Origin of the sequence: Streptomyces sp. NPDC050509, assembly GCF_044457965.1 — a bacterium.
In the GTDB taxonomy this organism is placed as follows: domain Bacteria; phylum Actinomycetota; class Actinomycetes; order Streptomycetales; family Streptomycetaceae; genus Streptomyces.
Genome location: NZ_JBITHL010000002.1, coordinates 170,656 through 186,202 on the forward strand (window position 1 = coordinate 170,656; position 15,547 = coordinate 186,202).

A 15,547-nucleotide genomic window follows, 5' to 3' on the forward strand; every position below is an offset into this window, starting at 1 on the left:
CGTGTCTCCTCTTGCCGATTCGATTCGATGTGCTGTGCCGCGCGGGCCGTGGATCGTCAGACGACGCGGTGCGCGAGCGGCTCACCGCGCAGGAAGCGGCCCACCTCGGCCGCCGCGATCCGCGCCGCGTTGTGCGCGACGGCGGTGTTCGCGCCCGCCAGATGGGGCGTCATGACCAGCCGGGGAGCGGTCCGCAGCCGCGACGCGGACGGGGGCGGCTCCACGGCGTACACGTCGAGGCCCGCCGCGCCGAGCCGCCCCGACTCCAGCGCGTCGCACAGCGCCTCCTCGTCCAGCAGGGCGCCGCGCGCGCAGTTGACCACGACGGCGCCCTCGGGGAGCAGCGCGAGCTCGCGGGCGCCGAGCAGACCCCGGGTCTCCGGTGTCAGCCGCGCGTGCAGCGACACCACGTCGGAGCGGCGCAGCAGGTCGTCCAGGTCCGCGACGGGCGTGCCCGCCTCGCGCAGCGCGTCCTGGTCCGCGTACGGGTCGTACAGCAGGACCCGCGCGCCGAACGCGGTCAGGGCGCGCGCCACCCGGCTGCCGACCGCGCCGCAGCCGACCAGCCCGACCGTCGCCCCGTCCAGGCCGGGGCCGCAGTTGCCGTACGTGTAGAACTCGCCGGCCCAGCGGCCCGCGGCGAGCGCGGCGGACGTTTCCGGGATGCGGCGCATCGCGGCGAGGAGCAGGCCCACCGTGTACTCGGCGGTGGCGGCGGCGTTGCGTCCCGGTGTGTTGCAGACCTGGACGCCGTGCTCCTTCGCCGCGTCGAGGTTGACGTTGACGGGCCCGCCCCGGCCGACCACCACCAGCCGCAGTTCGGGGGAGCCTTCGAGGACCTTGCGGGTCACCGGGGCCATCTGGGTGACACAGATCCGCGTCCCCTCCAGCGCGGCCAGGACGGTCTCCGCGTCGCCCGACGCCTCCACGACCTCGCCGACCGGGCCGAACGGGGTCAGCGGCCAGTCCAGCAGCAGTTCCGTGATCGTATGACCGCGGCCGATCTCGGCCTCCAGTTCCCGGGTGAACAGGTCGGGGGCGACGAAGTGGTCGCCCGCGGCGAGGATTCTCATCGGCGCGGTCTCCTTCGGCTGGACTCGGCTGAACTCGGCCGGATCCGGCTGGACCCGACATGTTCCGGCTGACGGCAGGTCAGGCGGCGGCGATCTCGGCGATCTCGTAGGGGACACCGCGCTCGTCGAGGGAGCGCAGCACATCGGGCGGGGTCCGGTCGTCGATCAGTATCAGATCGAAGGTGGTGAGCGGGGTCAGCCGGTGCAGCGCGGTGCGGCCGAGTTTCGAGTGGTCGATCATCAGGACGCTGCGCCCGGCGGCCTTGAGCATCGCCCGCTTGACGGCGACGATGCGCTGTTCCTGGTGGAAGGCGTAGTCGCCGTAGACGGACGAGGTGGAGACGAAGCACAGGTCGACGCGGAGCGCCTCCACGGCCTCCACGCAGGGGACGCCGAGGAACGAGTCGTGCAGCGGGTCGTAGTCGCCGCCCAGCGCCATGAGATGGAGGCCGCGTTCGTCCGCGAGGAGGTTGAGGACCTCCAGGAAGTTGGTCACGACGGTCAGCGGCTCGAAGCGGGGGAGCAGCCGGGCCAGCTCCAGCGCGGTGGTCGAGTCGTCCAGCATCACCGACATGCCGGGCTCGATCAGCGTCGCCGCCCTGGCCGCGATGGCCTCCTTCTCCAGCCGCATGGACTTCTTGCGGAACGCCACATTGCTCTCGAACACGCCGGAGGGCTGGACGGTGACCCCGCCGCGGAACTTGCGCAGCACGCCCTCGCGTTCCAGCTCGTCGATGTCGCGGTAGATCGTCATCACGCTCACGTCGAACCGCTCCGCCAGATCCGACGCCGACACCGAACCCTCGGTCAGTACGTGGTCGGAAATCTCGCGGCGGCGCTGGAGGGGGCCCCGCCGGCTCTTGTCCTGTGACATTCCTCGGTCCTGTTCCAGCGACACCTCAGCGACTGCCTCTGCCGCCGACCCCGGCCAACATGGCCGGTCGCGGCAGTAACATCAAGCTCTGAGGATATAACATTGTTTGTTGATGTACCGTCGGCAGTGTTCACCACGGACGGTGGGCGGGTCAACCCGTCGGCCGACCGGGCGGAGCGTTCCCCACCAGGCAGGACACGGGAGATCCGGGTCGCGGTCGGCTGTCGGGACGTCAGTCCTGAGGCGTGGGCGCGGGTGTGAAAAGCGCCGTGGGGTCACGCGTCGTGAGATCAGCGGGCATCGCTGTACAACGACGGGAATGACGGGAACGACGGGAAGGCGGGAGCTTGTGACGGACCCACGCCACGGGGACGTGTGGATCGGAATCGACCTCGGGACCCAGAGCGTGCGCGCGCTCGCCGTCACCGACGACGGCCAGGTGGTCGGCCGCGGCTCCGCCCCCCTCACCGGCCACCGCGAGCGGGACCGCCACGAACAGCTCCCGGCCGACTGGTGGTCGGGCGTCCGCGACGCGCTGCGCGGAACACTCCGTACCGTCGCCGCCACGCGGGTGCGGGGCCTCTCCGTGTGCGGCACCTCCGGTACGGTCCTGCTGACCGGCCCCGACGGCGCGCCGCTCACCCCCGCGCTCATGTACGACGACGGGCGCGCCGGCGCCGAGGCCGTACGCGCCCAGGAGGCCGGCGCCGACGTGTGGCGCTCGATGGGACACCGCATCCAGCCGAGCTGGGCCCTCGCCAAACTCCTCTGGCTGACCGGGGCGGGCGCGGAGCCCGGCACGGCGCTCCGCGGTGCCCGCGTCTGCCACCAGGCCGACTTCGTCACCGCCCGGCTCGTCGGACACCCCGTACCGACCGACACCAGCCACGCGCTGAAGACCGGCTACGACCTGTCCACCCGGTCCTGGCCCGTCGCCGTCCACGACCGGCTCGGCCTCGCGGAGCTGGACTTCCCGGCCGCCGTACTCCCCGGCACCCCGCTCGGCACGGTGTGCGCCGAGGCGGCCGAGGCGACCGGGCTCGCCGTGTCCACCCCGGTCGTCGCGGGCATGACCGACGGCTGCGCCGCCCAACTCGGCTCCGGCGCCTGGGACATCGGCCAGTGGAACACCGTCCTCGGCACCACGCTCGTCCTCAAGGGCGTCACCGCCGCCCCGCTCCACGACCCCGCCGGGGTGCTCTACAGCCATCTCTCCCCGGACGGCCACTGGCTCCCCGGCGGTGCCTCCAGCGTCGGCGCGGGCGCCCTGACCCGGGCGTTCCCCGGGGCCGACCTCGCCCACCTCGACCGGCTCGCCGCACACCGCGAACCGGCGGGCGCGGTCGCGTACCCCCTGGTCTCGCACGGCGAGCGCTTCCCCTTCCTGGCCGCCGACGCGGAGCCCTTCGTGCTGGGCACGCCCCGCGACGACGCCGACCACTACGCCTCGCTGCTCCAGGGCGTCGCCCTCGTCGAACGGCTCTGCCTGGCGTACGTCGGCCAACTCGGCGCCCCCGTCGACCGGGCCGTCACCTTCACGGGCGGCGCCACCCGCAGCGCCTACTGGAACCAGCTCCGCGCGGACATCCTCGGCCGCAGGGCCACCGTCCCCGCGCAGACCGACTCGGCCCTCGGCATGGCGGTGCTCGCCGCCCACGGCGTCCGGCGCGCCGCCACGGACGCGGGCCGGGCGGGACCGGACGCGCCGCTCTCCGACCTGCGCGCGATGGTCCGCGTCCGTACGGTCCTGGAACCGCGCCCCCGGGTCGGCGCGCGCTTCCAGGAGCCTTTCGTCACGCTGGTCGACGCACTGGAACAGCGCGGCTGGCTGCCCGGGCCGACCGCCGCCTACGCACGGGAGCACGGATGACCCTCGACTCGACCCCTCTCGCGCCGACGTCCCCGGCGCCGACGACGCTCTTCCTCGCGCGCCACGGCGAGACCGTCTGGCACGCGGAGAACCGCTACACCGGCGTCAGCGACATCGAGCTGACCCCGCGCGGCGTCGAGCAGGCCGGGGAACTCGGCGTATGGGCGGGCGGCGCCCGGCTCGACGCGATCGTCACCTCCCCGCTCTCCCGAGCCCGGCGCACCGCCGAACCGGCCGTCCGTACGACCGGTCTGACAGCCGTCGTCGAACCGGAGCTGGTCGAGCTCGACTTCGGGGTCGCCGAGGGGCGCACGATCGCCGAACTCCACGCGTCGCACCCCCGGGAGACGGCCGCCTTCCTCGGCGATCCGGCCGCCCATCCGCTGCCCGGCGGCGAGGACCCGAAGGCCGCCGCGGGCCGCGGCGCCGCCGCGCTGCTGCGCCTCGCGGAGGCGGGGCCCGGCCGGCGTGTGCTGGTCGTCGCGCACAACACCCTCTTCCGGCTGGTCCTGTGCCGGCTGCTCGGGATCCCGGAGAGCGAGTACCGCAGGGTCCTGCCGGGGCTGCGCAACTGTGCGATCACGGAGGTACGGGTGACGGCGGGGCAGCCCGCGCTCCTGTCGTACAACGTGCCCACGACGCCCGCGTGGTGACCGCGGATCGGCCGGCGTCACCCCATCGGGTTCGGGAACGTGCCCTCCGGCGCTTCCGCTCGTTGTATCGATCATGAACGTGCAACGGATTCTCACCGCAGCCGCCGCCGGTTCCGCGCTCCTCGCCGCCGTCGCCCCCGCCGCCCAGGCCGCCGACCTCGGCTCCACGCTGAGCAGCACGGCGAAGACCGCCGTCGCCCTCGGCCAGGAGGCCAAGCCCGTCGTCGAGGGCGTCACCGGCAACAAGGTGGGCAAGAAGGTCGGCGCCGTGAAGAAGGCCGTCCAGGCCGGAACGGACGCGGTCCAGGCAGGCAATGAACTGATCAACTGACCCGACGAGCGAGTTACTTGGGGCGGGGCGGTGCCGACAGGCGCCGCCCCGCCCCGCGTTCTGCCGCCCAAGTGCTCCGAACCCCTTTGTATGCCGAACTCCCCAGGCGTGGTTGCCCGTTGGCGTCCCGACGTCAACAATGCCCATGACAAAACACCGAAGGAACTTCGGTCACAGAGGGGACACCACATGAGAAAGCCTCTCCTCGGCGCGCTTCTCGCCGTCCTGCTCCTCGGGGCAGGCGCGGCACCCGCGATGGCCACAAGCCATGACGCGGGCGCGCCCACGAAGGCTGTACGGGCCGACGCGGCGATACGCGTCGCCGATCCGGCACCTCGAACCCAGCTCGCGGCGGTCGACTTCGCGGGAACGGTCGCGCTCAGCAACTGCTCCGGCTCCGTCGTCCGTACACCCCAGTCGCAGCCGACCGACCCCGCGCTCGTCCTGTCCAACGGGCACTGCCTGGAGACCGGCTTCCCGGCCGCCGGACAGGTCATCGTCGACCGGGCGTCCACCCGGACCTTCACCCTGCTCAACTCGGCCGGCACCGGCGTGGGGACTCTGCGGGCCAGCAAGATCGCGTACGCCACGATGACCGACACGGACGTCTCGCTGTACCAGCTCACCAGCACCTACGCCCAGATCCAGAGCACGTACGGCATCACGGCGCTGGAACTCAACGCCGCGCGCCCCGTGCAGGGCACCGCGATCAAGGTCGTCTCCGGCTACTGGAAGCGCATCTACAGTTGCGCCGTCGACGGCTTCGCCTATCTGCTGAAGGAGGGGAGCTGGACCTGGAAGGACTCGGTCCGCTACACCTCCGCCTGCAATACCATCGGCGGCACCTCGGGCTCGCCCGTGATCGACAACGCCACCGGAAAGGTCGTCGCCGTCAACAACACGGGCAATGAGGACGGCGCGCGCTGCACGCTCAACAACCCCTGCGAGGTCGATGCGAACGGCACCGTCACGGTGCGCCAGGGCATCAACTACGCACAGGAGACCTACGGGATCGTCGCCTGCGTCTCCACCGGCAGCAGGATCGACCTGAGCGCCGCGGGCTGCACCCTGCCCAAGCCGTAACGGCGCCCGGAACACCGGTAGTAGCACCGGCCGTAACGCCGCTGGTAACACCGGCCGTACCACCCCGAACGCGCGACGGCTGTCGGCCGTAACACCCCGAACGCGCGACGGCTGCCGTCCGGACCCGCTCCGGACGGCAGCCGTTCCTTGCCGGGCGCCGAGCTACCGCCGCGCGGAACTCGCCTTCTCCGTACGCTTCTTGAGGGGGCCGACCGACTCCAGGGTCGGGATCACCCTGTCGATCGTCCCGTCGGCCGCGAACGTCATCCGGTCCAGGGTGGTCTCCCGGTGCATCCCGTCGCCGCGCGGCTTGCCGGGGCCCGGGACCGCGAAGCGGTGGTACGCGATGTACCAGTCGTCCGTGCCGGGGACCCGTACCACCGAGTGGTGTCCCGTGGCCTTGATGCCCAGGTCGGGGCGCTTGGAGAGGATCACGTCACGCTTGGTCCAGGGGCCGAGCGGCGAGGGCCCGGTGGCGTACGCGACCTGGTAGTTCTCGCTGCGGGTGTCGTCCTCCGACCACATCAGGTAGTACGTGCCCTGCCGCTTGACGACGAAGGTGCCCTCCCGGAATCCGCTCGGGGTGATCCGGCGGATCTGCGCGGGGTCGTACGACACCATGTCGTCGTGGAGCGGGACGACGTACGCGTCGCCGTTGCCCCAGTAGAGATACGACTGCCCGTCGTCGTCGGTGAACACCGACGGATCGATCATCTGTCCACCGAGCTGCCCCTTCGCCACCAGCGGCTTGCCGAGCGCGTCCTTGAACGGGCCGGCCGGGCTGTCCGCCACGGCCACCCCGATCTGCTGCTCGGCGCAGAAGTAGAAGTAGTACTTGCCGTCACGTTCGGCCGCCGCGGGCGCCCACGCGTTGCCGTCCGCCCAGCTCACATCGGGCCCGAGATCGAGAATCACCCCGTGGTCCCGCCAGTTGACGAGATCGGTCGACGAGTACGCCGTGAACCGGGTGCCGCTCCACCCCGCGAAGCCGTCCGTCGTCGGATAGATGTAGTAACGCCCGTCGAAATACTGGATGTCGGGGTCCGCGTTGAGCCCAGGAAGCAGCGGACTGCGCATGTGCAGCGCGGTGACGGTCCAGGTCCTGCGGGTGCCGTCCGCGGCGGTGACGGTGTACGTCTGCGGGGTGCGGAAGTCCCGCCGGGTTCCCGAGGGCGGGCTAATCCGCGCGCCCTCGGCGAGCCCGAACCGGGGCGCCAGCCGCGCGAGTTGGCTTCCCGGCTCCATCGGCAGGGTGACCTTCGCCGTCGCGTCGTCGACCAGGGCGTACGCCTTGAGGCCGGGGCTCGTCGCGTCCGCGACCGATGCCTTGGGGACGTACGCGCCGAGCAGCCGGTCGTACTCCGCCTGGGTCACCGGCAGGACGGTGCCGTGGCGCGGGCTCGCCGGGAGTTCGTAGTTCTCCGACATGGTCCACCTGCCGGAGTCGAGGTCGGTGGTCTCGAAGGGGATGTAGCCGCGGTCCCCGAACTCGTCGATGAACAGGTACCACTTCTCCTCGGTGTTGGACTTGAAGACCGTCGGCCCCTCGCCCCGGGAGATCGAACCCCGGCCGATGCAGTCGGCGACGAAGTCGTACGAGGGGGAGCGCAGGTCGTCGGACTTCTCGGCGGTGATGAACTTGGCGCACGGGGTGGACGAGGAGCCGTCCCGCTCGTCCTTCGTGAACCGGTAGTAGCTGCCGTCGTGCCGGATCACGGTCGAGTCGATGACCGAGTAGCCCGGGTCGTTCCACACCTTCGCCTCGCTGAAGGTACGGAAGTCGCGCGTGGTCGCGTACATCATCTTGTTGTACGTCGAGCCGGTGTGCTGCGGGTCGTCGGCCGCGTAGATCTTCGAGGCCCAGAAGACGACGTACGCGTCCAGCTCGTCGTCGTAGTACGCCTCGGGGGCCCAGGTGTTGCCCGCGGTGTCCGGGGCGACCTTCACCAGCCGCTGGTCGGTCCAGTTCACCAGGTCGGTGGACTCCCACACCATGATGGACCTGCTGCCGGTGCGCTGCACCTGGTCCCAGTCGCCGTTGCCGTACATCCGGAGGTCGGTGGCGATCTGGTAGAACTTGTCGCCCTCGGGGGAGCGGATGACGAACGGGTCGCGCAGCCCCTTCGTACCGAGGTCCGAGGAGAGGACCGGCTTGCCGCCGTTCAACTCCCGCCAGTGCAGCGGGTCGTTGCCCCGGCTGAGCGCCGTACGGATCTGCTCGCCGTTCGCGGTGCCCTCGCCGGTGAAGTAACTGAAGGCGTAGCCCGTGTACTTCTGCTTGGCCGGCAGTTCGCGGACGGTGGCGGGGAACGCGCGGGTGGTGCGGGCCTTGCCGCGGGTGACGGTCGCGGTGAGCCGTACGGACCGCGCGCCGGAGCCGTGCCGGGGGCGGTGGACCAGGCCGGTCGCGTCGATCACCGACGGCTTGTCGGACTTCCAGCGCACGGAGGTGGAGCCGGTGCCGGTCTCCGGCAGGGTGAGATGGCCGCGTACGTCGTCCAGACCGTCCACGGTGAGCTGCCTGGCGGCGAGCCTGGTGGCGGCCTTGTCGCTGTCGCCCGGGGTCTCCGCGTGCGCGGGACCTCCGGGGACGGCGAGCAGTCCGAGCAGCAGGGCGAAGAGTGGAACGAAGCCTCTGCGTGCGGTGCGGGGGCGCATGGAGGTCCTCCCCGGGCGGGATGCTATGTGAGGTATTGCGCGTTCCTGTTGGAACGGCCGTCCCGAAGTGTTGCCACTTGTGCGACACAGCGTCAATGGTTGTGCACGGATCGGCCGCACCGGAATTCCTCCGGTGCGGCCGGCGGCGTGCGGTGTCGCGCGGGCCTCACTCCGCGCCGGGGGCCGTCTCGCCCGTCGTCACGCGTGCGTCGGGGTGAGCGCGAGGAGCAGACAGGCCGGTGCGGCCGGCAGCTCGACGGTCAGCTCCGCGCGCTCCGCCCGCCAGCGCGCCCTGCCGGACGAGGCCTGGGGGTGCAGGATCTCCACGCGCGCCTCGACGCCCGCGAGATGCGGTACGGACAGGGTGCGCGTGGCCCCCGCGTCCCTGCGCCAGAGCGACAGGTAGGTCGTACCGCCGGACGGGTCCGGGGAGCCGCCGCCGGGACGCAGCCCCAGCGCGATCCAGGCGTCGGTCCACCCCGGCAGCCCCAGCGGCCAGAAGGGCACGGCGGTGGGCAGATCGCCCCGCAGGGACTTGTACGTGGCCACCGCCTGCTGGACCAGGGCGAGTTGGGGCGGCGTCATGTGGTCCAGGTGTCCGGAGAGATGGATCCGGCCCAACAGCGCGCTCCCCAGCGTGAAGGAGATCTCCTCCGGGGTGAACCCCGGCTGCGGATAGGCCCACACAGCGCCCTGCTCCGGCGGTACGGCCGTGGGCGCCGAGGCCGCGATCGGGGGGTAGTACACGGGATCCTGCTGGTCACTGGTGGACTGGAGCTGGCTGACGGCCAGGGACGCGCCGTCCATCCGCATACCGCCGGACGCGCAGTTCTCGACGACCAGACCGGGATGGCGGTCCAGCGCCGCGTTCAGCCACTCCAGATAGGCACGGGAGTGGCCGAGCAGGCCGCCGCCGGGCGAGGTGTCCCCGTCGCCCTGGGTGCCCGGCGCCACACTGATGTTGTAGTCGAGCTTGAGATACCCGACCCCCCAGTCGCCGGCGATCCGGTCGATCGTCGCGTCGAGATGCGCGCGGGCCGCCGGATGGCGCAGGTCGAGCTGGTGACGGCCGTGTTCGATGATCCGGACACCGTCCCGCCGGAAGAACGCCTCGGGCGGCAGGGCCTTGGCGACCGGGCTGCGCACCCCCACCACCTCGGGCTCCAGCCAGAGCCCCGGGACCATGCCGCGCGAGCGGATGTGCTCCAGCACCGCCTGGATGCCGCCGTCCGGGAAGCGGCGCTCCGAGGGCTGCCACTCGCCGACGCTGTCCCACCAGCCCTTCGCGTGGTCGTCGTACCAGCCGGAGTCGATGCAGAAGTACTCCGCGCCCGCCTCGGCCGCGGCGTCGACGAGCGGCAGCAGGCGCTCGGTCGTCGGGTCGCCCATCAGGGTGTTCATGTAGTCGTTGAAGACCACCGGCAGCGCGGTGTGGTCCGGGTGCGGGCGGCGGACGGCGCGGCGGTACGCGGTGAGGTGGCCGAGCGCGTCGTCGAAGTCCGAGCCCAGCGCGATCGCCGCGGGGACCGTGGTGAACTCCGTTCCGGGGTCCAGCCGTTCACGCCACTGATGCTCGGCGTCGGTGGGCCCGTTCAGTGCCAGATACGCCGTACCGGCCCGCTCGCCGGTGTCCCAGCGCCACCCCGCGGCCGACTCGATCTGCCAGAGCAGCGAGCGCCCTGTGGTGCGGTCGGTCAGCCCGCCCATCGGCAGATGGCCGTCGCTGGGCCAGCTTCCGCGCCCCGCGAGGGCGAGCGCGGCCCGGCTGTCGTGCTCATGGGCCTCGTGGTTGAGCCCGGCGACGCTCTCGCGCAGCGGAGCGCGGTACCAACGGCACTCCGCCAGCCAGTCGTTGCGCGCCCGGTGCACGTCGAGCACGTCGGGGGAGGGCAGTCCGCCCAGGAGCAGGCTGCTGACGGACTGCACGACGAGCGGCTCCACCCCCTCGTTGACGAGCCGCACCTCACCGCGGAGCACGGCCACCCCGTCGGGCGAGGAGAGCCGCACCTCGGCGGTCAACCCGCTGAGCGGATCGTGCAGTTCGAGCGTGAGCCGGTGCCAGTCGCCCTCGCGTACGGAGCGGTGCGCGCGGTGCCGCAGCCGCGAGCCGAGCGCACCGTCCAGGAAGCGCTGCCCCGACCAGCCGCTGCCGTGGCCGAGCGCCGACACCTCGACGAGCGGCAGCGGCGCCGAGGCGTCCGGGAGGGTGTCCCCGGCGGCGTCCGACGGGGCGCCGGCGCTCTCGCCCGGGCGGGACAGTCCGGTCATCCGCAGCGTGCCGTCGGCGGTGGTGGCGAACTCCGCCCGGAGCGCCGCATGCCCCCAAGTGAACCTCTCCCGCGTGCTGTTCGCTGGCTGACCGGTCAACGTGTCCCCTCCCGATCCGCCGGAGTCGGCGGTGTGCGTCCGGCGCGTGAATCCTTCGTTACGGTCTCTTGACGCGCCCTGTGTGACCGGTCACAATCCTGGCATGAATGTGACCGGTCACACAAGGAAGTCGGCCAAGGCGGGCGCGAAGGCGGGCCCGAGCATCCGGGATGTCGCCGCCGCCGCCGACGTCTCGTACCAGACCGTCTCCCGTGTGATCAACGGCCATCCGAGCGTCAAGCAGTCCACCCGCGAACGGGTCCTCGCCACCATCGAGGAGCTGGGATTCCGGCGCAGCGCCACCGCGCTCGCACTGGCCAGCGGCCGGTCCCGGTCCGTCACCGTACTCACCGCGAACACCACGCACCACGGCTACGCGGCGATCCTCCAGGGCATCGAGGAGGCGGCGCGCGGCGCCTCCTACGCCATGGGGATCGGGGTGCTGGAGTCGGCCGACGAGAGCGCCGTACGGGCCGACGTCCAGCGCGCCGCCGACACCGGCGGCGGGCTGATCGTGATCGCGTACGACCCGGCCGGGGTGGCGGCGCTGAGCGCCGTCCCCGCCGGACTGCCGGTCGTCGGCGTGGTCGAGACGCCCGCGAGCCCACCCGGCGACGAGCTGCCCTGGGTGTGGACCGACGACCGGAGAGCGGCTCACGAGGCCACCGGCCATCTGCTTTCGCTCGGCCACGAGACCGTGCACTACGTGGCGATCCCCTCCAGCACCCGGCGCACCGCGCCCCGGACGGCGGGGTGGCGGGCCGCGCTGCGCGAGGCGGGGGCGCCCGAGCCGCGCCGGATCCAGGGCGGCTGGGATCCGGCCGGCGGGTACGCGGCGGGGCGGAAGCTGGCCGCGGACCCGGCCGTCACCGCGATCCTCTGCGGCAACGACGATCTCGCCCTCGGGGTGCTCCGGGCGCTGCACGAGGCGGGCCGGGCGGTCCCCGGCGAGGTGAGCGTGGCCGGCTTCGACGACGCGCCGGGCTCCGCATACCTCACCCCGTCGCTCACCTCCGTACGACTGGACTTCACCGGCCTGGGGCGCGCCGCCTTCGGGCTGCTGCACGGGGTCGTCGAGCAGTCGGCGCCGGTGGCGCCGCGCCCGCTCTCCGTACCGGAGCTGGTGGTGCGGGAGAGCTCGGGCCCGCCACCGGCCGCCGCCACCCGGGAGCCATGACACCGGCCGGGAGACAGGGCATCACCGCCACGCAGGAACCCGTCCCACGCCGGAACCCACCGAACGCCGGAACCCATCCCACGCCGGAACCCACGCCACACGGAACCCACGCCACACGGAACCCACCGAACGCCGGAACCCGCCGCCAGAGCGCCGCCCTCCCCAAGTCCCCCTACGCAGTGAGGCAGAGCCCCCGATGAAGAGAGTTCTCCCAGCCCTCGTCCTGATATGCGTGACCGCCCTCACCGCCACCGCGTGCAGCGACCCCACGGCCGGCGACGGCGGCAGCGGTGGCGCGGACTCCGGCTCCGGCGCCCGGGTCGACCCGACGGCCAGGCTCGACGGCGTGAAACTGACGATGTGGACGGCGCAGAACACCGTCAACGCGCCCCGGCAGGTCATCGACGCCTTCGAGAAGGCCACCGGCGCCACGGTCGACACCCAGGCCATCCCCGACCTGTACGAGCAGAATGTACCGACCAAGCTCGCCTCCGGCGACAAGCCGGACCTGATGTTCTGGCAGCCGTCCATCTCCACACTGCCGTTCGTCCAGCCCCGGCAGAACCTCCTCACGCTCGACAAGGAGCCGTGGGTCGACAAGCTCGGCGACACCGAGAAGTCCCTCGGTGTCATCGACGGCAAGCGGTACGCCGCGATCGTCACCAGCCCCGCCATGCTCGGCGTCTACTACAACAAGGACGTCTTCCGGAAGGCCGGCATCACCGAGGACCGGTTCCCCCGGAGCTACGAGGAGTTGCTGAAGCTCGGCCACACGGTCAAGGACCGGACCGACGCCGCCGCGTTCTACGAGTCCGGCGGCGACAAGTGGCCCCTGCAGTGGCAGATGCAGGTACAGCTCACCGACCTCGACCGGCAGTGGTGGGACGGGCTCAACACGAACAAGAAGAAGTGGACCGACCCGGTCGTCGTCCAGGCCGTCACCACGTACAAGGACCAACTGCTGGGCGCCGGCCTCGCGCAGAAGAACTACCGTACCGGCACCTTCACCGGCTCCGCCGACGCGCTCTGGAACGGCGACGCGGGCATGGTCCTCAACGTCACCTCCTTCCAGACGCAGTTGCAGGCGAAGCACAGCACCGCGGAGATGGACCGCAGGATCGGCTGGTTCCCGGTCTCGAACTCGGACGCCACCGGCCTGTACTCGCCCGACCAGACCAACGGGGTCGTCGCCTTCCGGACCGGCGACGAGAAGCGGCAGAACGCCGCCCGCCAGTTCCTCGCCTTCTGGCTCGACACGGACTACGCGGACTACATCAAGGCGATGAAGATCCCGTCCGTCCAGCCCGCCGTTGACAGCCCCGACGGCCTGCCCGAGACCTCCCTCGCCCAGCTCAAGGCGCTGCCGACGGCGAACGGTGTGTTCCAGGCCAAGGCCATCGTCGCCCCGGACACCCACCTCTACCTCGCCGACATGATCTACGGCAAGAAGACCCCGCGGCAGGTGGCCCAGGCCATCCAGGACCAGTTCGCCCAGGTGGCCAAGGCGCAGGCGACACCCGGCTTCTGACGGGTCATCAACTCTGCTCCATCACCGAACACGTCAGGACCGAACATCAGGACCGAGCACGTCAGGACCGAACACTTCGGAACGAGGGATGCCAGCCGTGGCGCAGACAGCCATACGCTCACGCAAGGCGGCGCCGTCCGCCCGCGGGGAGAGGAAACCGGTGGGACGGCTGCCCCGCGCGGCCGTCCACCACCCCTGGTGGTTCGCGCTGCCGGCGGTCGTGCTCTTCGTCGCCTTCTTTCTGGTGCCGAACCTGCTCAACTTCTACTACCCGTTCACCAATTGGTCCTCGTACCACCCCGACATCGCCTTCACCGGGCTCGACAACTTCGCCACCATCGCCGACGACGGCTCACTGCTCAGAGCCATCAGGACCACCCTCGTCTACGCGGCCCTGGCCGCCCTCTTCCAGAACGGCTTCGGGCTCGGCCTGGCCCTGCTCCTGGAACGGGACTCCCGCTTCAACCGCTTCTTCCGCGCCGTGTTCTTCCTGCCCGTGCTGATCTCCGCGCTCGCCGTCGGCTATGTCTTCCAGGCCCTGCTCGACCAGGACGGCGCGCTCAACTCCGTACTCGGTACGGACATCCCCTGGCTCGGCTCCACCACCTGGACCCTCGCCCTGGTCTCCGTCATCCACGGCTGGAAGTGGATGGGCCTGTCCATGCTGATCTATCTCGCCGGACTCAAGGGCATCCCCGGCGACATGCTGGAGGCCGCGAAGGTCGACGGGGCCGGGCCCTGGCGCACCTTCCGCTCCGTGCGCTGGCCGATGCTCGCGCCCGCCCTCACCTTCAATGTGACGACCGCGCTGATCGGCTCGATGAACACCTTCGACATCGTCCAGGCCACCACCGGCGGCGGCCCGGCCGCCTCCACCGAGGTCTTCAACATCTACATGTTCCGCGTCTTCGGACAGGGCCTGTACGCCCAGGCCTCCGCGATGAGCCTCGTCCTCTTCCTGATCGTCGTCGCCATCGCGATCCCCCTCGTCATCGGGCTGCGCCGAAGGGAGCAGATGCTGTGACCACCGCTCATGCCCTCCGTACGGCCGGCCGCGCACCGGTGCACGGGCGGGAGTCCCGCGCCTGGCGCCTCGGCCGCCCCGTCCTGGTGGTGCTGCTCGCCGCCGTCGCCGTCGGCGTACCCCTGTGGCTGGTCCTCGTCACCTCGGCCAAGCCGCAGGGCGAGGCGGTCCGCCCCAACCTCGATCCGCCGCGGCACTGGCAGCCCGCCGACAACTACGCCGACGCCGTCAGCCAGGGCGAGATGCTCCGCGGGTTCGTCAACTCCCTTCTGGTGGTGGTGCCTTCGGTGGCGCTGGTGCTGATCCTCGGCGCGGGCGCGGCCTGGGTCTTCGCGCGCCGCTCGTCCCGGCTCGTCTCGGCGGCGTACGCGCTGACCATCAGCGGACTGCTGCTGCCGCCCGCCGTGATCACCATCGTGATGGAGCTGCGGCAGCTCGGACTCGCCGGCACCCGCCCCGGCATGATCGCCGTCTACACCGGGATGTACCTGTCCACCTCGATCTTCTTCATGACCGGGTTCGTGCGCACCATCCCCTACGAGCTGGAGGAAGCGGCCCGGATCGACGGCGCGAAACCGCTGCGGATCTTCCTGAGCCTCATCCTGCCGCTGCTGCGGCCGGTCATCGCCACGGCGACGATCATGGTGATGCTCTACGCCTGGAGCGACATCTTCTACGCCTTCTTCGTTCTCGGAGGCTCGGACGCGGCGACCCTGCCCATCAACCTGTACCAGGTCGCCGGAGCACAGCTCTACCTCAACAACTGGCATCTCGTCTTCGCCTACGTGGTGGTGATGAGCCTGCCCATGGTCGCCATCTTCCTGGTGGCCCAGCGGAGGATCGTGTCCGGAATCACCAGTGGAGCCGTCAAGTAACACCGATCAACCGGAGGTTCAGTGAGTACGACCC

12 protein-coding genes are annotated in these 15,547 nt (G+C 71.3%); 8 read left to right on the forward strand and 4 right to left on the reverse strand.

Annotated elements, in window-relative coordinates:
* Positions 1-56 precede the first annotated feature (56 nt).
* Entirely contained in the window at positions 57-1,073 is a 1,017-nt protein-coding gene (locus ACIBJC_RS06055) for a 2-hydroxyacid dehydrogenase (RefSeq protein WP_399288571.1), read from the reverse strand.
* Positions 1,074-1,152: 79 nt separating this feature from the next.
* Positions 1,153-1,947 (reverse strand): DeoR/GlpR family DNA-binding transcription regulator, encoded by a 795-nt coding sequence (locus tag ACIBJC_RS06060; RefSeq protein WP_399288573.1) that lies wholly within the window; start codon positions 1,945-1,947, stop codon positions 1,153-1,155.
* A 319-nt stretch (positions 1,948-2,266) separates the two neighbouring features.
* Between ACIBJC_RS06060 and ACIBJC_RS06065 the strand changes: the two genes are divergently transcribed.
* The 4 genes from ACIBJC_RS06065 to ACIBJC_RS06080 all read left to right on the forward strand — a co-directional run bounded on the left by ACIBJC_RS06065 (position 2,267) and on the right by ACIBJC_RS06080 (position 5,884).
* A complete protein-coding gene (locus ACIBJC_RS06065) occupies positions 2,267-3,817 on the forward strand; it encodes an FGGY-family carbohydrate kinase (RefSeq protein ID WP_399288576.1) in 1,551 nt (516 codons plus the stop codon).
* Positions 3,814-4,470, forward strand: coding sequence for a histidine phosphatase family protein (locus ACIBJC_RS06070; RefSeq protein ID WP_399288578.1), 657 nt, complete (start codon positions 3,814-3,816; stop codon positions 4,468-4,470). The genes ACIBJC_RS06065 and ACIBJC_RS06070 overlap by 4 nt, the downstream gene beginning before the upstream one ends.
* Positions 4,471-4,543: 73 nt before the next feature.
* Positions 4,544-4,801, forward strand: coding sequence for a hypothetical protein (locus ACIBJC_RS06075; protein WP_399288581.1), 258 nt, complete (start codon positions 4,544-4,546; stop codon positions 4,799-4,801).
* A gap of 189 nt (positions 4,802-4,990) precedes the next feature.
* A complete protein-coding gene (locus tag ACIBJC_RS06080; RefSeq protein ID WP_399288584.1) occupies positions 4,991-5,884 on the forward strand; it encodes a serine protease in 894 nt (297 codons plus the stop codon).
* A gap of 162 nt (positions 5,885-6,046) precedes the next feature.
* Here the strand turns inward: ACIBJC_RS06080 and ACIBJC_RS06085 are convergent, their stop codons facing one another.
* Positions 6,047-8,542: a family 43 glycosylhydrolase gene (locus ACIBJC_RS06085; RefSeq protein ID WP_399288586.1), complete on the reverse strand. Its 2,496-nt coding sequence runs from the start codon at positions 8,540-8,542 to the stop codon at positions 6,047-6,049.
* 198 nt (positions 8,543-8,740) lie between these two features.
* The gene (locus ACIBJC_RS06090) at positions 8,741-10,909 is read right to left on the reverse strand and encodes a glycoside hydrolase family 36 protein (protein WP_399288589.1); all 2,169 of its coding nucleotides are present in this window, start codon (positions 10,907-10,909) and stop codon (positions 8,741-8,743) included.
* 103 nt (positions 10,910-11,012) lie between these two features.
* On the opposite strand from ACIBJC_RS06090, the gene ACIBJC_RS06095 reads away from it, so the two are divergent.
* From ACIBJC_RS06095 to ACIBJC_RS06110, 4 genes are all read left to right on the forward strand, one after another.
* Entirely contained in the window at positions 11,013-12,086 is a 1,074-nt protein-coding gene (locus ACIBJC_RS06095) for a LacI family DNA-binding transcriptional regulator (RefSeq protein ID WP_399288591.1), read from the forward strand.
* 196 nt (positions 12,087-12,282) lie between these two features.
* A complete protein-coding gene (locus ACIBJC_RS06100; protein WP_399288593.1) occupies positions 12,283-13,614 on the forward strand; it encodes an ABC transporter substrate-binding protein in 1,332 nt (443 codons plus the stop codon).
* Between the two features lie 97 nt (positions 13,615-13,711).
* Positions 13,712-14,638, forward strand: coding sequence for a carbohydrate ABC transporter permease (locus tag ACIBJC_RS06105; protein WP_399288596.1), 927 nt, complete (start codon positions 13,712-13,714; stop codon positions 14,636-14,638).
* Positions 14,635-15,513: a carbohydrate ABC transporter permease gene (locus ACIBJC_RS06110; protein WP_399288599.1), complete on the forward strand. Its 879-nt coding sequence runs from the start codon at positions 14,635-14,637 to the stop codon at positions 15,511-15,513. Before ACIBJC_RS06105 ends, ACIBJC_RS06110 begins: the two co-directional genes overlap by 4 nt.
* Positions 15,514-15,547 lie beyond the last annotated feature (34 nt).